Raw genomic sequence first — 18,186 nt, 5'->3', positions numbered from 1 at the left:
GGGAGGGCCGTGCGCCCCGGGGTCACCGCGACCCCGGGGCGCCCTCGCGCCTGGACTCGCTTGTGTGGTGTAGATCACATGCTGTGAATTTGCTGGAAACCTGACCGGGGGTTGGGGATCGGGGGCAGAATCGGGGCTGTTGCTGATGGTGCCAGGGGTGGCTCTGGGGTCATAGTGACAGAACGTGAGGCGTGTTCTACCTGATCTGCGCCGCGCCGGTGGTCGTGACGGCCGGTCGGCGCGCAGAGGTCGGCGGTACCGCATCGAGGACGCAGCGGCGCCGCGTGTCAGCAGGGCCGCCGTGGTCGGCCCGTTTGCCGGACCGACAGCAGGGGTGCGTTCATGACCGGAAAACCCTCGCCCACCGAACTCTCGTCCCGGAAACCCGGAAAACCGTTGCGTCGCATGCTGATCGGCTTCGTGCTCAGCACCGTGGCAACACTCATCCTGGCCGGCCCCGCCTGGGCCGACACCGGTAGCGCGTCGGGCAGTGCGTCCGGCAGCGGCTCGGGGTCGGGCTCCGGCTCCTCCAGCGGCTCGGCCGCGCTGCCGCTGCCCAGCCCGCGCGGCGTCGCCGCCCTCGCCCTGGCCGCCACCCAGACCGGCAAACCCTACGTGTGGGGCGGCACCGGCCCGCACGGCTGGGACTGCTCGGGCCTGGTGCAGTGGGCGTTCCGCCAGGTCGGTGTCGACATGCCGCGCACCACCTGGCAGCAGGCCACCGTCGGCACGCCGGTCCCGTTCGGCGCGCTCGCGCCCGGCGACGTCGTGGTGCTCAACGCCGACGGCTCCCACGTCGGCATCTACGCGGGCTTCGGCCAGATCCTCAACGCCTACGGGCTCGGGGTGCCCGTCGGGTTGGCGCCGCTGTCGCAGTTCACGATCTACTCGATCCGGCGGTTCTGAGCGGGCCGGGCCGACCGGCTCGGTGCAGGTCCGCCGCCAGATCGCGCAGCAGCGGCCCGTACTCGGGATGCGCCAGCGCCGAGGCGAACTGGGCGACCAGGTAGTCGGCCGGGTTGCCCGTGTCGTACCAGCGACCGCGGATGACCTGGCCGAACACCGGATTGTCCGCGGCGTGCACGTTGATGGCGTCGGTGAGGTAGACCTCGCCGGAGCGGTGCTCGTACCAGGCGGCGGTCTGGCGGCGCAGCTCGTCGATGATGCCCGGCGTCACCACGTACCCGCCGATCGCGGCGAAGTCCGACGGCGCGTCCTCGGGCTTGGGCTTCTCCCGCAACCCGGTGATGCGCAGCAGACCGTTGCCCTGGTCGTCGGCCACCACCGGCACGCCGTAGCGCTGCGATTCGGCCGGGTCCATCGGCATCAGCGCGAGCACCGGCGCGCCCGTCGCCTCGTAGGCCTCCACCAACTGCTGCGCGCGCGGCACCTCGGCGACGAACACGTCGTCGGGCCACAGCACCAGCATCGGCTCGTCGCCGGCGTTGCGCGCCGCGTTCAGCACCGGGGTGCCGTTGCCGTAGGGACCGTGCTGGTCCAGGTAGGTGATGTGCCCGAGGCGCGACAGCTCGCCGACCTCCTCGACGGCGTCGGCGTAGGCGGTCTTGCCGTCGGCGCGCAGCTGCGCGACCAGCGCGGGATTGGGCCGGAAGTGGTCCTGGATCAGCGATTTCCCGCCGCTGACCACGATGGTGATATCGGTGATCCCGGACGCGACCAGCTCCCGCACGGTGTGCTCGATGACCGGCTTGTCGCCGACCGGCAGCATCTCCTTGGGGATCGCCTTGGTCAGCGGGAGCAGCCTGGAGCCGATACCGGCGGCCGGGATGACGGCCTTACGGATCTTCATGGGTCCGATCATCACACACCGCGGGGTACCGACCGCGCGGTCCTCGCCGGGCAAACCGGCAGCCACCGGTCGGCGTGCGTTCGTCGAACCTGTCGGGGCGGCGGCGTACATTTCCGGCATGCGGACCGACCGGGCGAGGGGCGCGCGCGTGCGGCGCGTCGGCGAGTTCGCCCGTGCCTGCGTTTCGGCGAGCGATGCCGACATCGCGGCCCCGTGGTCCCCGGCGCGGCACGGTCATGGCCGCTGACCCGTCCGCCCGGCGCTGGGTCCTGCACATCGATATGGACGCCTTCTTCGCCTCCGTCGAACAGCTCACCCGCCCCACCCTGCGCGGCCGCCCGGTCCTGGTCGGCGGCACCGGCGCGCGCGGCGTGGTGGCGGGCGCCAGCTACGAGGCCCGCGTCTACGGCGCGCGCTCGGCCATGCCGATGCACCAGGCCAAACGCCTGGTCGGGGTGACGGCGGTGGTCGTGCCGCCGCGCGGCGCGGTCTACGGCGTGGTGAGCGGACGGGTGTTCGACGCGCTGCGCACCCGCATCCCGGTGCTGGAGACGCTGTCGTTCGACGAGGCGTTCGGCGAACCGGCCGAACTGGCGGGCGCCACCGTCTCGCGGGTCCACGAGTTCTGCGAGGAGTTGCGCGCGGTGGTGCGCGAACGCACGGGGCTCTCGGCGTCGGTGGGCGCGGGCACCGGCAAACAGCTCGCCAAGATCGCGTCGGGCCTGGCCAAACCCGATGGCATCCGGGTGGTTTCCCCCGACGAGCAGCAGACCATGCTGGCCGCGCTCCCGGTGCGCAAACTGTGGGGGATCGGCCCGGTCGCCGAAGGACGGCTCCGTTCGCTGGGTATCGAGACGGTCGGCGCGTTCGCGGCGCTGCCCGAGGCGGAGGCGGCGTCGCTGCTGGGCGGCAGCGTCGGCACGGCGCTGCACCGGCTGGCGCGCGGCATCGACGACCGCCCGGTCGCCGAACGCGCCGAGGCCAAACAGATCAGCGCCGAGAACACCTACGAGACCGACATCGTCACCCTGGCGCAGCTGCGTCCCGCCATCGAGACCATGGCCGCCGCCGCGCACGCCAGGCTCGGCCGCGACGGCCGCGCGGCGCGCACCGTGGTGCTGAAGCTGAAGAAATCGGACATGAGCATCGTGACCAGGTCGTTCACGCTCCCGTACGCGACCACCGACCTGGCCACGCTCACCGCCGCCGCGCAGCGCTCGGCCATCGACCCCGTCGAGCTGGGCCCGATCCGCTTGGTGGGCGTGGGCTACGGCGGACTGTCCACGGTGCGGCAGGAATCGCTGTTCCCGGAACTGGACCGGGGCGAGGTCACCGAGGAGGCGGCTGCCGCGGAGCCGGTCACCGAGACGCCGGAACCCGAAGGCCGCCCGCTGTTCTGGTCGCCCGGGATGGACGTCGCGCACCCGGAGTTCGGGCACGGGTGGGTGCAGGGTGCGGGGCACGGCGTGGTGACGGTACGGTTCGAGACGAGCTCGACAGGGCCCGGTCCGGCGCGTACGTTCAGCGCCGACGACATAGGTCTGTCCCGTGCTGATCCGCTCGACAGCCTTCGGTGACCGGTAGCCTGACACCCCGTGCGGCTCCACCGGTTACGGTGGCGCCGTCGCCGACACACGGACCCTCCCCCTCGAACGCAAAGGACGAGCAGTTGAAGCTTCGTACGACTGGACGCATCGCGATCGCCGGCCTCGCCGTCGCCGCCACCCTCGGCTTGACCGCCTGCGGTGGTGACGACTCGGACGACACCGCCAAGGCGACTACGACGACCAGTGCGGCGGCGGCAGCCACCACCACCGCGGCGGCGCAGGACGAGAACCTGCCGCCCGTGCCCACGGTCGAAGATCTGAACGCGCAGCTGCAGCGCGCGCTGGATCCGAACGTGCCCAACGAGGAGAAGCTCGACATGGTGCAGGGCGCCGAGGCCGATCCGGAGCTGCCGGGCCGCCTGTCCCAGGCGTACGCGCAGACCGGCGCGACCGTCGAGGTCACCGACGTGGCCGCCTACGGTTCTGTCGTGAACGCGAAGGCGAAGATCGTGCTGAACGGCCAGGAGAACATCGCCGACGTGCCGTTCGTCGCCGAGGACGGCAAGTGGAAGGTCCAGAAGGAATGGGCCTGCCAGATGCTGACCGCGCTGGGCCAGCAGTCGGTGGCCTGCGCCGCCTGACGCGCATCGAGGACCGCTGCGGCCGCCCACACGCGTGTCGTGTGGGCGGCCGCCGCGTACGCGGCCGGATTCGACTGTTCCGTAGACATCGTTACTATCGGGCGTCGTGGCTGACACGACGATGGTGCGGGCGGAGCAGCCGTCCACGGCGGATTCCGGAGCCGGGACGGCGCAACGCGATTCGGGTGCGTGGGCGCGCCCCGTCGCCCTCCTCGCGGCCCTGATCGGCGCGTTGTGCGCGGTCGCGATGCCGTTCCTGCCGGTGCGAGTGGATGCCGCGACGATCAGCTGGCCGCAGCACGGCGCCGTCACGGGCGTGCAGGCGCCGCTGGTCGCGTACGCGCCGGTGTCGCTGTCGGCGCAGGTGCCGTGCATCGCGCTCACCGAACTCGCCGCCACCGGCGGGGTGGCGGTCTCGACGATTCCCCGGCAGGCGCCGGATAGGGAGCGCTACGGATTCGTGGTGAAGGTCGTCGCCGATTCGGGGGACGGCCCCGGCCGGGTCGACGTGGTCTCGCGCGGCACCCTGCTCTGGTCGGCCCCGCTGGACGCGGTGCGCGGACAGCAGTGTGACCTGGCCATCGCGCTCACGCCCACCGGCTCCACCGTCGAGGTGAGCGGCCTCGGGAACGAGGGCGCCACCCGCACCGATGATCTGCGCCCACAGGTGGTGGGCGTCTTCAGCGAGCTGACCGGCGGCGCGCCCGAGGGCCTGCGCGTCGACATCGAGGCCGACTCCCGCTACAGCAGCTCGCCGACGCCGCTCAAGCTCGTCGTCCTCGCGCTGTGCCTGCTCGCGACGCTGGTCTCGCTGGTGGCGCTGCACCGGCTCGACCGGGTGGACGGCCGCGTGAACCGCCGCTTCCTGCCCGCCCGCTGGTGGCGGCTCGGGCCGGTGGACTGGGTGGTGTTCGCGACGCTGGCCGTGTGGCATTTCATCGGCGCCAACACCTCCGACGACGGCTACATCCTCGGCATGGCGCGCGGCACCCACAGCTCGGGCACCATGTCCAACTACTACCGCTGGTTCAGCGTCGACGAGGGTCCGTTCTACACGCCCTACACCGACGTCATCGCCTGGCTGGCGCACGTGTCGGCGGTGAGTCCGTGGGTGCGGCTGCCCACCACCGTGCTCGCGCTGCTGACTTGGTGGGTGATCAGCCGGGAAGTGCTGCCGCGCCTGGGCGCGGCGGTGCGCGGCGGGCTCGCGCAGTGGACGGCGGCGCTGGTGTTCCTCGCGTTCTGGCTGCCCTACAACAACGGTCTGCGCGCGGAACCGTTCGTCGCGGCGGGCGTGATCTTCACCTGGGTCACCGTAGAGCGCGCGATCGCCACCCGGCGGCTGCTGCCCTTCGCCGTGGCGATCATCATCGCGGCGTTCACCCTGACCGCCGCGCCGTCGGGGTTGATCGCGGCGCTGGCGCTGGTCGCGGGCGCGCGCACGCTCGCGGCGGTGATCGTGGCGCGGGCCAAGACCGTCGGCTACGCGGCGCAGCTCCTGCCGCTCGGCGCGGCCGGGCTCGTGGTGCTCACCGTGGTGTTCGCCGACCGCACCCTGGCCGGTGTGCGGGAGATGTTCGCCGTGCACGCGCAGATCAAACCGGGGGAGTCGTGGTTCCTCGAGTTCCTGCGCTACCAGTTCCTGTTGCAGCCCAGCGGTGACGGCTGGCTCACCCGCCGGTTCGGTGTGTTCCTCATGCTGCTGTGCCTGGTGGTGTGCGTGGTGGTATTGCTGCGCAAGGGCGGTCGCATCCCGGGTGTGGCGTCCGGGCCCACGGTGCGGATGCTCGGGATCACCTTCGGCGCGATGGCGGTGCTGATGTTCGCGCCGACCAAGTGGAATCATCAGTTCGGCGTCTTCGCGGGGCTCGCGGCGTGCGTGGCGGCGGTCGCCGCGGTAGCGGTCGGGCCGGGGGTGCTGCGGTCCGTGCGCAATCGCGCGCTGCTCGCCGCCGCCGTCTTCTTCGTCATGGCCATGACGTTCGTCGGGTCCAACGGCTACTGGTACGTCTCGGCGTGGGGCATCCCGTGGTGGGACAAACCGCCGACGTTCGCCGGGTTCGGGCTGTCGACGTTCGCGTTCGGCGCCGCCGTCCTCGCGCTCGCGGCCGCCGCCGTGTTCCACATCAGCCCGTGGCGCCCGACCTCCGGCGCGGTGTCCGGATTCGTCTCGCGCATTCCGATTCTCGCCGTCGTGGCGGCGGCGATGGTGCTGTTCGAGGTGGGGTCGTTCGTGAAGGGCGCGGTGGCCCAGTATCCCGCGTACTCGCTCGCGAAATCCAATGTGGCGGCGGCCTTCTCGGGTGGTTGCGGGCTGGCCGACGACGTGCTGGTCGAGACCGATCCGAACGCGTCCATGCTCCGTCCGCTCGATCAGGACGTGGCGGTCGCGCTGGCCGGAACGGAGTCGACCGGTTTCGATCCCAACGGTGTCGCGCCGGTGCTGGAATCCGACGAGGTCGAATCCACCACGGGCCGTGCCAATTCCGTCTCCAGCGACAAGGACGACCTGCGCGACGCGGCGCGCGACGCGGGCTCGGAATCCGACACCTCCCAGGGTGTGGGCATCAACGGCAGCACCGTCGCGCTGCCGTTCGGTCTCGACCCCGCCACCACGCCCGTGCTCGGCAGCTACCGCGACGGTGCGCAGACGCCCGCCGCGCTCACCACCGGCTGGTACGGGCTGCCGGCCGCCGTGGACGGCAGTCGCGGCGACATCATCGCGATCGCGGCCGCGGGGCGCATCAAGTCCGTGGACGCCGACGGGATCGTGCGTCCCGGCCAGGATCTGGTCCTCGAGTACGGTGCGGTGAACCTGGCCGGCGGGGTGGACGTGCTCGGCAGCACGGTGCCGCTCGACATCGGCCCGTCGCCCATGTGGCGCAATCTGCGTGTGCCGCTGGACGTGCTGCCCGAGCGGGCCGATGTGGTGCGGTTGGTCGCCCAGGATCTGGACCTCGGCGGGGATCAGTGGCTGGCGGTCACGCCGCCGCGCGTGCCGCGGACCACCACGCTCACCGATCTGGTGGGCTCCGAGACGCCGGTGCTGATGGACTGGGCGGTCGGCATGAACTTCCCCTGCCAGAACCACCTGCCCACCCGCAACGGCATCTCCGACCTGCCCGCCTACCGCATCCTGCCCGACCGCAACGGCGCCACCATTACCAACATGTGGCAGGGCCACGACGGCGGCGGCCCGCTCGGCTGGACCCAGTTGCTCTTCACCGCCCGCACCCTCCCCGCCTACCTGAACCACGATTGGGACCGCGACTGGGGGTCCCTGGAGCAGTACATCCCCCTCGACCCGTCGGCGGGCACGGCCGAAGTCCGGATCGATCCGACTCAGCGCTGGGGGACGTGGACCCCGGGGCCGATCATCACGTCGTACTGAGCGGGACCCGCGCGGGCGCGAAGCTGTTCGCGCCCTGCGCGGGCTCGCCGGTGATGCTCGAGTGGCGGAACAAGATCCAGCTACACCACGGATCCCTCCGCGAGCATGGGTCTCACACTTAGCGAAAGCCGACTACGTCGACCGTCACTCGCCGCATCGACCGCCGAGCACCCTCGATCAGGCAAGTGCCTCATCGAGGGTGCTGGCGGTCAGAATCTTCAGCGTCCATGTGCGCAGGCGGTCGGCGTCTGCGGCGTGTACACGCTCGATGGCGCTGTTCGGCAGGGTGCCGAACTTCTCCGCCAGCAGCACGATCAGCATCTCGGCACGTGCGCGTGCTGCGCCGCGCGCTTCACCTTCGGCGCGCCCGCGCGCTTCGCCGCGTGCTTCACCTTCGGCGCGGAGCTGTTCTGCGGTGGTCATCAATGCCTCCCCCTGGCCTCGTGGCCGACTGGTTTGTAGTGCCGTGCTCGGTCAGGCGAGAGCGTCGTGGAGGGTGTTGGCGGTCAGTATCCTCCGTGCCCATGTGTGCAGGCGGTCGGCGTCCGCGGTACGCACTCGCTCGATGGCGCTGTTCGGCAGGGTGCCGAACTTCTCCGCCAGCAGCACGATCAGCATCTCGGCACGTGCGCGTGCTGCGCCGCGTGCTTCACCTTCGGCGCGGAGCTGTTCTGCGGTGGTCATCAATGCCTCCTTGGCCTCAGGACCGAGTCGGTCGATCACGGGGTCGAAATCGGTCTCCGGGGTTTCGCTGACCTGCAACATATACGTGAAAACCGCGTCCAGGTCGATCACCGACCGCAGCTGGTCGAGCCATTCGAGTATAGCTTCGCCGAGGTGGGGATGGCCCTTGGCGATCTTGTGCAGGACGAGCATGATCGTGGCGTCGGCGGTGAGGCCGCGGCGGCCGACCACGGTGAGATCCAGTTCGGCGACGTCGTCCAAGAGGAACTGGAAGGTGGGGATGTACGGGGCGAGTTCCGCGTGCAGATCGGGGTCGAGGTCGAACATCTCGCTCAGCTGTGTCGGCGCGTTCCAGCTGGCCCCGTTGCTGTGCACCACTACGGGAACGACGATGGGCAGGGTGTCCGAGCCCGTCTCGGCCCGGTGCTGGTTCCAGATGCCGACGACGTATTCGAGCATGCGCACCGGCATGAACCGGTCGCTGGTGGATTGATGCTCCATCAGCACGTACAGGTAGGCGGGGTGTCCGTCGACCCGGGTGCTGAACACCAAGTCGGTGTAGCGCGAGCGCAATTCTTTTGAGACGAGGCTGGTCGAACACAGCTTCAACTCCGACCAGTCGATGCGGGCGACCAGCCCGGAGGGTAGTACCGCACGCAACTGGCTGGCAGCGTTGTCGGGGCGCGACATGACGCGCCGGAAGTACGCGTCGTGGGGGTTGGGCGGGGGCTTGGCCATGGGGCGAGAACCTACGCCGAACCCCCGACAGGTAACGAATAGGACACGGCGCGCCGAATACGCTGTGGGCGAACACATTTGACACCGCTTGGTACCGGTCGCCAAAACCAGCCGAGTGCTCAGTCGGGCAGGGTCACGACCCCGTCCAGGTAGCGGCGGCAGCGGCCGAAGAGCAGGACGCGGTCGCCCGCGAGTGCGCAGCGCAGGCTTCCGCCGCGCCGCGAGAGTTGGCGGGCGGTGAGTTCGGTGCGGCCGAGTTCCGCCGCCCACAAGGGGGTGAGCTGGGCGTGCGCGGAACCGGTGACCGGATCTTCGGGCACGCCCACGCCCGGGCCGAAGAAGCGGGACACGAAGTCGGCTTCATCGCCGGGAGCGGTGAGGATGGCGCCGCGGCGCAGGGGTGGGAAGTTCGACAGCAGCGGCCGGGCGGAGCGGACCTCGGCTTCGGTGGCGACGACGATCACTTCGTCGGGCCCGGAGAACGCGCGCACGGGCGTGACGCCGAGCGCGGCGACCAACGCGGGATCGGGTTCCACCGCAACGGATTCCGAGGTGGGCAGGTCGAGCACGTACTCGTCGTCGTCGGTGCGGTCCACGATCAGCCACCCGCTGCGGGTGTGGAAGGCGACGCGGTCGTGGCCCGGGTACAGGTCCTCGAGGATGTGGGCGGCGGTGGCCAGGGTGGCGTGGCCGCACAGATCCACCTCGGTGGCGGGGGTGAACCAGCGCAGGTGGAACGCGGGCGTGTCGTCGGGCGGCCCGACCGCCTCGGGAGGTAATTGCGAGGTGTAGAAGGCGGTTTCGGCGAGGTTGTTCTCCTCGGCCAGACTTTGCAGCAGCCCGTCCGGCAACCACGACGTCAGCGGCATCACGGCCGCCGGATTGCCCGAGAACGGTGCGTCGGCGAACGCGTCGATCTGGTGCAGCAGTACCTCCATATCCGGAGAAGGTACTCCTAAAGCGAATGATCGCTTCGCACAAGGCTTCTCATGCGGCGGCGCGCCGGGTGACGCGCCGCCGCGGGAGCACCTAGGCGCTGCCGCCCGGCGAGGCCGGAATGAGCCTGCGCTTCTCCCCGTGCAGGGCCGCGCTGATCCACCAGGCCGCCTCCACCAGCACGATCCCGACCGCGCCGCAGACGAACGCGGCGGAGGTGAGCGCCCAGTTGGAGGGATCGAGCGCGAAGAACTCGCGGGTGAACGGCACGGTGAACAGGAAGACATACGCGCCCACCGATGTCGCGATCAGCACCACCTTCCACCACACGTACGGGCGGGCCACGATGGCGAGCACCCACACCGCGATCATGATCAGCGTGATGAGCGCGGTGGTGCCGGCCTGTTCCTTCTGCGTGTCGGTGGCGTTCGGTCCCTCGTAGGCGATGAGGTACGCCACGAATGTGGCGACGCCGATCACCACACCCGACGGGATCGCCAAACGCATGACGCGCGGCACGAATCCGGTGCGGGCGCGTTCGTTGTTCGGCGCGAGCGACAGGATGAACGCCGGGATGCCGATGGTGAACCAGGCCGCGATCGTGACGTGGCGCGGCAGGAACGGATAGCCGATCGGTTCGTAGTCGAAGATCTGCGAACCCACACCCGCGACGCCCACCAGGAACGCCAGCAGCACCGAGTACACGGTCTTGGTGAGGAACAGATTCGACACGCGCTCGATATTGCCGATCACCCGCCTGCCCTCGCCGACGACGTAGGGCAGCGTGGCGAACTTGTTGTCCAGCAACACGATCTGCGCCACCGCGCGCGTCGCGGGGCTGCCCGAGCCCATGGCGACGCCGATGTCGGCGTCCTTCAGGGCGAGCACGTCGTTCACGCCGTCACCCGTCATGGCGACGGTGTGGCCGCGCGATTGCAGCGCGCCGACCATGGCCCGCTTCTGGTCCGGGCGCACGCGGCCGAACGTGGTCTCGCGCTCCAGCTCGTCGGCGAGTTGTTCACGGTCGGAGGGCAATTCGCGCGCGTCGACCGGATGGTCGCCGCCGGGCAGGTCCAGCGAGGCGGCGACCGCGCCGACCGAGACGGCGTTGTCGCCGGAGATCACCTTGATCGAAACGTTCTGGCTGGCGAAGTAATCCAGTGTGTCGCGGGCGTCGGGACGCACTTTCTGCTCGAGCACCACGAGCGCGGCGGGCGTCACCACACCGGGCGCGTCGGGCGCGTCGACGGGGCGGTCGCTGCGCGCGAGCAACAGGATGCGCAGCCCGGAGGAGCCGAGTTCCTCCGCGGTGCGGGCGTCCTCGGAGTCGGGGTCGAGCAGCACGTCGGGCGCGCCGAGCAGCCAGTCGCCGTGCTCGCCGTAGGAGAAGCCGCTCCACTTCTTGGCCGAGGAGAACGGCGCCACCGCCGTGTGCCGCCACCCGGGGGTGTCCGGCAAGGCCTCCTCGATCGCCTGCACGCTCGCGTTGGGGCGCGGATCGTCGCCCGCCATGGCGGCCAGCACCTGGCGCGCCTGCGCCTCGTCCATGCCGTCGAGCGGGCGCACCTCCGACAGGCGCATGCCGTTCTCGGTCAGCGTGCCGGTCTTGTCGGCGCACACCACGTCGACGCGGGCCAGGCCCTCGATGGCGGGCAGCTCCTGCACCAGGCACTGGCGGCGGCCCAGCCGCACCACGCCCACCGCGAACGCGATCGACGTCATCAGCACCAGGCCCTCGGGCACCATCGGCACCAGCGCCGCCACCATGCCGCTCACCGCGGGTCGCCACGACTCGCCGCTGGAGAACAGCTGGTTGTAGATGATCAGCGCGCCCGCCGGGATCAGCAGGTAGGTGATGACCTTCAGAATCGTGTTGATGCCGTTGCGCAGTTCGGAATTGACCAACGTGAACTTGCTGGCCTCGTCGGCGAGCTTGGCCGCGTAGGCGTCGCGGCCCACCTTCGTGGCGCGGTAGCTGCCCGAGCCCGACACCACGTAGCTGCCCGACATGACGGGCGCGCCGACGGCCTTGTCGATGGGGTCGGCCTCGCCGGTGAGCAGCGACTCGTCCACCTCGAGCAGCGCGGACTCCTCGACCACGCCGTCGACCACGATCTGGTCGCCGGGACCGAGCTCGATCAGATCGTCGAGCACCACCTCTTTCGGCGCGACCTCCACGGCCTTGCCGTCGCGGCGCACCGTGGGGCGGGCCTGGCCGACGATGGCCAGCTGGTCCAGGGTGCGCTTGGCGCGGACTTCCTGGATGATGCCGACCGCGCTGTTGGCCACGATGAGCAGGCCGAACATGCCGTCGATGGGCGAGCCGGTGGCCATGATCAGGATGAACAGCACACCGAGGATGGCGTTGATCCTGGTGAACACGTTGGCGCGGACGATGTCGCGCACCGACCGGCTCGCGCGATCCGGCACGTCGTTGGTGAGACCGTCGCGGCGCCGCTGTTCCACCTCCGCCGCGGTGAGTCCGGTCGCGGCCGGGTCCTGCACGGTTATCGACATGCACGCAAGCCTAACGGGGCGCTGCGGGCGCGGTCCCCGCCGAGCCGCACCGGCGGTGGAAATGGGGTCGCGACCGGGCGGGGTATTCATCCCATGAACGATCGCCGAGCAGTAGCCTGGCAGGGGTGCGGCGTGTCGGGTCGGTTCCGGGTGTGGGGTTCGGTGTCGGGGCGTATCTGATCTGGGGGTCGTTCGCCGCGTTCTTCGGTGTGCTGGCGTTCGCGAGCGCGGTGGAGGTGCTGGCCCAGCGCATCCTGTGGACGCTGGTCGTGGTGCTGATCGTGCTGGCGGTGACCGGGCGGTTGCGGGAGATGCGCGGGATCGACGCGCGCACGTGGCGGCTGGCCGGTCTGGCGTCGCTGGCGATCTCGTGCAACTGGGGCATCTACGTGTACGGGGTGGTGTCGGGGCACGTGGTGGAGTGCGCGCTCGGTTACTTCGTGAATCCGCTGGTCACCGTGGCGTTCGGGGTGCTGATCTTCCGGGAGAAGCTCACGCCCGCGCAGTGGGGGGCGCTGGGGCTCGGCGTCGTCGCCGTGGGTGTGCTGACGGTGGACTACGGGCGACCGCCGGTGATCGCGCTGGGCCTGGCCTGTTCGTTCGCACTGTACGGGCTGGTCAAGAAGGTGATCCAGCTGGACGCGTTGCGCGGCATCGCGGCCGAGGGGATGGTGGCCGCGCCGTTCGCGCTGGCGTTCGTGGTGTTCCTGCTGGTGACCGGGCGCAGCGAGTTCACCTCCGGCGTCGACCACGCGGCGCTGCTCATGTCCACCGGACCGGTCACGCTGGTGCCGCTGTTGTTGTTCGCCGTTGCCGCGCAACGGGTTCCGCTCTCGACCATGGGCATCCTGCAATACCTCACCCCGGCCCTCCAGATGCTCTGGGGCGTGGCGGTGTTGCACGAACCGATGCCCGCCTCCCGCTGGGCCGGTTTCGCGCTGATCTGGGCCGCACTGGTGGTGTTCACCACCGATGCGGTGGTGCGGTCGCGGCGGCGGAAAGCGGTGCCGGCTCCGGTCGAAACCCCCACTCGCACCGACTGATCCGGGCGAACACCTACCGGCGGCGCAGGGCCGCGATCACCGCGATCAGGGCGAGCGCGAGATATCCGATCGCGGCGGTGGTGATCGTCGCGAGTTCCGACCAGCGCGCGGCGACGAGGACTCCGGCGCCGATGCCCACCAACGCCAGACCCTCCATCCCGGTGCTCGCGACCGACATCACCCGCGCGATCCGCGCGTGCTCGGTGCGGGTTTGCAGGGTGCCGTAGACGGCGGCCACGAGCAGGGTTCCGGCGCACGCGGACAGGAATTCGAAGCCGATGACCAGCGGATAGACAGCGCCCGGCAGACGCGGTGCCGAGAGCAGGAGCGCGGCCGCCGCCCCGGAGAGCGCGCTGGAGACCGCGATCAGCGGCCACATGGCCAGACGGGACAGGACGCGGTGGGCGAGCAGGCCGCCGGTGATACCGCCGAGCGCGCCGCAGGCCATGAGCACACCGACCAGGGCCGGATCGATGTCGAGTTCCCGGATCAGGAAGACCACCGTCACCGGCGCGAGCAGGCTGCCGACGATGCCCGAGAGCCACAACACCTGGACCGGGCCCTGCGCCATGACCGACCGCGCGACCTCGGACACCCGCACCGTCACGGTCTCGGCCGCGTCCCCGGGCTGATCACGAGACTCGTACCCGCGCAACCGCCACACGAGCGCGGCCGAGACCAGATTCATGGCGGTGTCGACCAACGGGATCACCGGGGCGGGCAGCAGTTTCAGCAAGGCCGGACCACCGGATTGCCCGGCGATGTCGGCGGCGCTGGACAGACTGTTGAGCGCTCCCACCGCCCGCACGCGGTCGTCGGCGGGAACGAGCTGGTTGACGGTGGTGTGCCCCAGGCTCGACACCACGGTCCTGGCCAGCACGATCACCACGACGGCGGCGAGCAACGTGGGCAGGGACAGCAGATCCCACCACCACAGCAGCGGGATCAGCACCGCCGTGGCGGCCGCGGCTATCTGGCTGAACGCTTGCAGGCGGATCTGGTGTGGCCGGGCGTCGACCCACGCCGAGATCGGCACGCGGGTCGTGAGACTGACCACCAGCGTGACGGCGGTGACGGCGCCGACCGCTGCGGCGCCGCCGTCGAGGGTGAGCACCACGATGAGCGGCAGCACGGCTTCGGCGACCGAACCACCGGTCAGCGCCAGCGCCCGCGACGCCAGGTACGTCCGCAGCGGTGAGCGTTCGCCGACGGCGGTCATGAGCGAGTGCGGACTCGTGCGTCGCCGGACCGCGTGCCCCGGAATCGTTGTGGGCGAAGGATGCCGGATCCCGTGACGCATACGACCGGAGGTGGCTGATCGTGCCGGCCGAAGCCGGCAGGCAAGACAGGCCGCCGCTGGTTCATCCGTGCATTGTGCGCCACGGCCCTTCGGATCGCCTGCCGGACCATGGGATCGGGAACGCTCCGGAGTTGTCGGAGGCCGCGCGTAGAGTGGGCGGGCACACGGGGCACATCGGAACAGGGTGGGTTCGGGATGGTCGTCGACGAGGGGATTCGGGATCGGGCGGCGGGCGTGTTGCTCGGGACCGCGGCCGGAGATGCGCTCGGAGCCGGGTACGAGTTCACCCACCCGGGGCCGGATCGTGTGATCGACATGATCGGCGGCGGGCTGGGGAATTTCGCGCCGGGGGAGTGGACCGACGACACCTCGATGGCGCTGGCGATCGCGCTGGCCGCCGAGAAGGGGCCGGGTATCGACTTGGACGAGGTCGCCGCCGGATTCGTGCGCTGGTACGACTCGGGGCCCGCGGATATCGGGGTGCAGACCGCCCGGGTGCTGGGTGCGCGCCCGGAGTCGGCGGCCGCGATGCGCCGGTGCGCGGACGGATTGCCGGGACGCACCGGCGGCAACGGTTCGCTGATGCGCACGGCGCCGGTGGCGCTGGCCTACCTCGGTGACGCCGAGGGGTGCGTGCGCGCGGCCGACGAGATCGGACGGCTGACCCACCGCGATCCGCAGGCCGTCGAGGCGTGCCGGATCTGGAGTCACGCCATCCGGCACGCGGTGCTGGCGGCCGACTTCGATGGGGTGCGCGCGGCGGCCACGGCGCATGCGGCCGAATGGCACGCACTGCTGGATCAGGCCGAAACCGGTGCACCGTCGGACTTCTCGAACAACGGCTGGGTGGTGCACGCCTTCCAGACCGCGTGGTGGGCGATCACCACCGCCGACGCCTCCGGACCGGACCATCTGCCCGCCGCGCTGGAGCTGTGCGTGCGAGCGGGCGGCGATACCGACACCACCGCCGCCATCTCGGGTGGGCTGCTCGGGGCGCGCTGGGGTGCGTCGGCCGTGCCGGATCGGTGGCGGGAGATGCTGCACGGGTATCCGGGGCTCACCGGTGACGATCTCGCCGCCCTCGGTGTGCGAATCGTCGAGGCCAGCGCTTCCTGAACGGGGCGTTACCGGGTCTGCTGAATTAGCAAGTCGGCGTGGTGATTTCGCGGCCGCACCCTTACCCCGCCGCGTGGTACACCAGCGCGACGCCGCCGAAGAATGTGGCGATGACCAGGACGTTCGCGAGCGCTCCCCACCACCACATGGTCCAGCGCTTCAGTGCGGCGATCAGGAGGGCGAGGGGGATGCCGAGGATCGCGAGTGCGGTGCCGCCCCAGGAGAGGATCATCGCGATGACGATCAGCCCCTCGTCGCAGGTGGATTCGGTGCTGCACGCGCCGGCCGCCATGACGAAGAAGACCGTGATGTAGGCGGCCAAGGCGCCGAGCAGGGCGGCGACCGAGTACAGGACCACGGAGAGCACCGCGTCCCAGGTGCGAACGGGGCGCTGGGCGGTCGGCGGATACGTCATGCGTTCAGTGTGGTGGCGGCGCAAGCAGGGCGACTGCGCAGAACTACTCGAGCGAGGGCGGGGTTTTTCGGCGGGTTGCCCGGGCGGTCGCCCGCCGGATGCGGGATGTGCGCTCGGTCGCACTCGGTGGTGGTGTCATCCCGATATCGGCAATACTGTGGTGGTAGCCACAGGAATGTCGAATTCCTATTATTTATTCCGATCATGGCCGGGTAACGGACCGGTTACGGAGCGTTAAAGTCCGGGAGAATTGGCCACCGGATCAATCCGAAAATCGGGTCATAATAAATTTCGGATGGGTTGATCCGTCACGAACCATTGCCCCGGTCCGTTGTGGTCTGTTCTAATTCAGGTGAATTTCGATGCGCGACAATCTGGCTCGCGCTGCACATCGTTGTGCCACTCACTGCACTACTCGTCGAAGGGTTCGTTCGATGACGGCTGGTAAAGTTGCGGTCCTTTTCCCTGGTCAGGGCGCCTACTATCAGGGCGCGCTGACCAATGTGCTCGAATCCTTTCCGGAGGTCAGAGCGGTTCTGGAGGAAATCGACGCGGTTTCCGAAAAAATGTTGAACGAGCGTGTGTCGGATAATCTGACGAATGGCAAGGCGCGTCCGCTCGACGAACTACTCGCCGATGCCCCGGATTTGCTGCAGCTCGCGATCTACGGAATTTCGGTAGCCGCGTTCGGCGCGCTGCGCGGCCAGGGCCTGCGTCCCGAAGTGCTGATCGGGCACAGTTTCGGAGAGATCGCCGCGCTGGTCTCGGCGGGGGCGTTCACCGCGGGCGAGGGCGCCGAGATCGTTTGCCATCGCACGGCCGCGCTGCGTGCGGCGGGTGTGCCCGACGGCGGCATGGCGGCGCTGAGCGCCGACGCGGCCACCGCGCGGCGCATCCTCGATCTGGTCGGCGACGCCGACACCGTGATCGCGGTGGAGAATCACGCCGGGCAGACGGTGGTGTCGGGTGGCGCGGCCGCCGTGGCGAAGGCAGGTGCGGTCGCGGCCGCGCTGGGCCTCGCCGCGCGGCCGGTCAAGTCGCCGTATCCGTTCCACAGTCCGCTGCTGGCCGACGCCGTGTCCGAATTCGGCGCGCGCATAAGGCATCTCACCGGCAAGCCGCTGGAACTCCCGGTGTTCTCGCCGATCCTGTCGCGCCGCTACACCGACGCGGACGATCTGACGGCCGCGCTGGCCGGGCACCTCGTCCAACCGGTCCGCTTCGCCGACGCCGTCCGCGCCGTCCACGCCGAGGGCGTCACGGTGTTCGTGGAATCCGGTGCGCTCGACGCGCTCACCACCATCGCGCGGCGCGTGGTCGGCGACACCGGCCTCACGGCCGTGCCGTCGCTGTCGCCGATGTCGGGAATCGGGGCGGCGATCACCGGATTGGCCGAGGCGGGCGTGCTCGCACCGGCCGAGGTCGACGATGTGCTGCACCGCGTGTTCGCCCCCGACCTGGACGTGGTGACGTTCCAGCGCGCCTGGCGCGCCAACGGGGCGCGGATCATCGACCTGATCCGGCGCGAGCTGGTGGACGTGGCGGGGACGACCGCGGCGGGGGCCGTGCCGCTGGTGGGCGCGGCCGCGTCGCCGAGTTTCGCGAGTCCGGCGATCGTTCCCGCGCCCCCCGTGTCGGCTCTCGCGGCTGTCGCCCCGGTGACCGGTGGTGGGGTTACGGCCGGCGATGCGAATGGTCGGCCGACCGCTGTCTCGGGTGCGGCGGCCGACGGGTCGGCGAGTGCCGTCTCGGCGGCACCGGCCGCTGAAACAGCCCCCGCCGCAGCGGGATCGACTCCTTCCCGTTCCCAGCTGCTGCGGGAACTGACCTCCTTCTACGCCGACGCCCTCGAGTACCCCTCCGAGGTCTTCGACGAGGACACCGACCTCGAGGCCGAACTCGGCGTCGACTCGGTGAAGCAGACCGAGCTGCTGGGGCGCGTCGGCGCGCAGTACGGATTGCCGCCGCGCCCGGCGGATTTCAAGGTCGGCGACCACAACACGCTGGGTCGCATCGCCGACCTGATCATCGCGGCCTGAGAGGACGGT

Annotated in this window: 14 protein-coding genes; 7 read left to right on the top strand and 7 right to left on the bottom strand. The window is 70.3% G+C overall.

Translation table 11 applies throughout. The annotated features are described in order from the left end of the window. The first annotated feature begins 342 nt into the window (after positions 1-342). Positions 343-906, top strand: a complete 564-nt coding sequence (locus DFR74_RS17465; protein ID WP_407675009.1) for an NlpC/P60 family protein — start codon at positions 343-345, stop codon at positions 904-906. On the opposite strand, the gene DFR74_RS17460 is transcribed toward DFR74_RS17465, so the two are convergent. Continuing rightward, the gene (locus DFR74_RS17460) at positions 878-1,810 is read right to left on the bottom strand and encodes a UTP--glucose-1-phosphate uridylyltransferase (protein WP_113975160.1); all 933 of its coding nucleotides are present in this window, start codon (positions 1,808-1,810) and stop codon (positions 878-880) included. The two genes, DFR74_RS17465 and DFR74_RS17460, sit on opposite strands and share 29 nt — an antisense overlap. 236 nt (positions 1,811-2,046) lie before the next feature. On the opposite strand from DFR74_RS17460, the gene DFR74_RS17450 reads away from it, so the two are divergent. The 3 genes from DFR74_RS17450 (at position 2,047) to DFR74_RS17440 (ending at position 7,389) form a co-directional block, all read left to right on the top strand. Beyond that, positions 2,047-3,387: a DNA polymerase IV gene (locus tag DFR74_RS17450; protein ID WP_067510791.1), complete on the top strand. Its 1,341-nt coding sequence runs from the start codon at positions 2,047-2,049 to the stop codon at positions 3,385-3,387. Between the two features lie 92 nt (positions 3,388-3,479). Further along, positions 3,480-3,998, top strand: coding sequence for a hypothetical protein (locus DFR74_RS17445; RefSeq protein ID WP_067510790.1), 519 nt, complete (start codon positions 3,480-3,482; stop codon positions 3,996-3,998). Between the two features lie 121 nt (positions 3,999-4,119). Then, positions 4,120-7,389: an arabinosyltransferase domain-containing protein gene (locus DFR74_RS17440; protein ID WP_067510789.1), complete on the top strand. Its 3,270-nt coding sequence runs from the start codon at positions 4,120-4,122 to the stop codon at positions 7,387-7,389. A gap of 177 nt (positions 7,390-7,566) precedes the next feature. Here DFR74_RS17440 and DFR74_RS17435 read toward each other — a convergent pair whose 3' ends face one another. The 4 genes from DFR74_RS17435 to DFR74_RS17420 form a co-directional block, all read right to left on the bottom strand. Continuing rightward, positions 7,567-7,812: a hypothetical protein gene (locus tag DFR74_RS17435; protein WP_067510788.1), complete on the bottom strand. Its 246-nt coding sequence runs from the start codon at positions 7,810-7,812 to the stop codon at positions 7,567-7,569. 51 nt (positions 7,813-7,863) lie between these two features. Next, complete coding sequence (locus tag DFR74_RS17430) at positions 7,864-8,811, bottom strand: Rpn family recombination-promoting nuclease/putative transposase (protein ID WP_067510787.1); 948 nt, start codon at positions 8,809-8,811, stop codon at positions 7,864-7,866. 119 nt (positions 8,812-8,930) lie between these two features. Next, positions 8,931-9,749 (bottom strand): PhzF family phenazine biosynthesis protein, encoded by an 819-nt coding sequence (locus tag DFR74_RS17425; protein ID WP_067510786.1) that lies wholly within the window; start codon positions 9,747-9,749, stop codon positions 8,931-8,933. Between the two features lie 91 nt (positions 9,750-9,840). Next, positions 9,841-12,264 (bottom strand): cation-translocating P-type ATPase, encoded by a 2,424-nt coding sequence (locus DFR74_RS17420; RefSeq protein ID WP_067510785.1) that lies wholly within the window; start codon positions 12,262-12,264, stop codon positions 9,841-9,843. 125 nt (positions 12,265-12,389) lie between these two features. On the opposite strand from DFR74_RS17420, the gene rarD reads away from it, so the two are divergent. Next, entirely contained in the window at positions 12,390-13,307 is a 918-nt protein-coding gene (gene rarD, locus DFR74_RS17415; RefSeq protein WP_067510784.1) for an EamA family transporter RarD, read from the top strand. Positions 13,308-13,320: 13 nt separating this feature from the next. On the opposite strand, the gene DFR74_RS17410 is transcribed toward rarD, so the two are convergent. Continuing rightward, positions 13,321-14,526, bottom strand: a complete 1,206-nt coding sequence (locus DFR74_RS17410; RefSeq protein ID WP_067510783.1) for an MFS transporter — start codon at positions 14,524-14,526, stop codon at positions 13,321-13,323. 276 nt (positions 14,527-14,802) lie between these two features. Here DFR74_RS17410 and DFR74_RS17405 point away from each other — a divergent pair, with 276 nt between their 5' ends. After that, positions 14,803-15,723: an ADP-ribosylglycohydrolase family protein gene (locus tag DFR74_RS17405; protein WP_067510782.1), complete on the top strand. Its 921-nt coding sequence runs from the start codon at positions 14,803-14,805 to the stop codon at positions 15,721-15,723. Between the two features lie 61 nt (positions 15,724-15,784). Here DFR74_RS17405 and DFR74_RS17400 read toward each other — a convergent pair whose 3' ends face one another. Then, positions 15,785-16,138, bottom strand: coding sequence for a hypothetical protein (locus DFR74_RS17400; RefSeq protein ID WP_067510781.1), 354 nt, complete (start codon positions 16,136-16,138; stop codon positions 15,785-15,787). A 434-nt stretch (positions 16,139-16,572) separates the two neighbouring features. On the opposite strand from DFR74_RS17400, the gene DFR74_RS17395 reads away from it, so the two are divergent. Beyond that, a complete protein-coding gene (locus DFR74_RS17395; protein WP_067510780.1) occupies positions 16,573-18,177 on the top strand; it encodes an acyltransferase domain-containing protein in 1,605 nt (534 codons plus the stop codon). Positions 18,178-18,186: the final 9 nt, after the last annotated feature.

The organism is Nocardia puris (assembly GCF_003315035.1).
GTDB classification, from domain to species: domain Bacteria; phylum Actinomycetota; class Actinomycetes; order Mycobacteriales; family Mycobacteriaceae; genus Nocardia; species Nocardia puris.
The sequence above is the reverse complement of the archived record's forward strand: the minus strand, read 5'-3'. Positions and strand labels throughout refer to the sequence as shown.

Bases quoted from the DNA above. Each gene is read 5' to 3' on its own strand.
- DFR74_RS17465 (WP_407675009.1), top strand. From the start codon at position 343: ATGACCGGAAAACCCTCGCCCACCGAACTCTCGTCCCGGAAACCCGGA.
- DFR74_RS17460 (WP_113975160.1), bottom strand. From the start codon at position 1,810: ATGAAGATCCGTAAGGCCGTCATCCCGGCCGCCGGTATCGGCTCCAGG.
- DFR74_RS17450 (WP_067510791.1), top strand. From the start codon at position 2,047: ATGGCCGCTGACCCGTCCGCCCGGCGCTGGGTCCTGCACATCGATATG.
- DFR74_RS17440 (WP_067510789.1), top strand. From the start codon at position 4,120: ATGGTGCGGGCGGAGCAGCCGTCCACGGCGGATTCCGGAGCCGGGACG.
- DFR74_RS17435 (WP_067510788.1), bottom strand. From the start codon at position 7,812: ATGACCACCGCAGAACAGCTCCGCGCCGAAGGTGAAGCACGCGGCGAA.
- DFR74_RS17430 (WP_067510787.1), bottom strand. From the start codon at position 8,811: ATGGCCAAGCCCCCGCCCAACCCCCACGACGCGTACTTCCGGCGCGTC.
- DFR74_RS17425 (WP_067510786.1), bottom strand. From the start codon at position 9,749: ATGGAGGTACTGCTGCACCAGATCGACGCGTTCGCCGACGCACCGTTC.
- DFR74_RS17420 (WP_067510785.1), bottom strand. From the start codon at position 12,264: ATGTCGATAACCGTGCAGGACCCGGCCGCGACCGGACTCACCGCGGCG.
- DFR74_RS17410 (WP_067510783.1), bottom strand. From the start codon at position 14,526: ATGACCGCCGTCGGCGAACGCTCACCGCTGCGGACGTACCTGGCGTCG.
- DFR74_RS17405 (WP_067510782.1), top strand. From the start codon at position 14,803: ATGGTCGTCGACGAGGGGATTCGGGATCGGGCGGCGGGCGTGTTGCTC.
- DFR74_RS17400 (WP_067510781.1), bottom strand. From the start codon at position 16,138: ATGACGTATCCGCCGACCGCCCAGCGCCCCGTTCGCACCTGGGACGCG.
- DFR74_RS17395 (WP_067510780.1), top strand. From the start codon at position 16,573: ATGACGGCTGGTAAAGTTGCGGTCCTTTTCCCTGGTCAGGGCGCCTAC.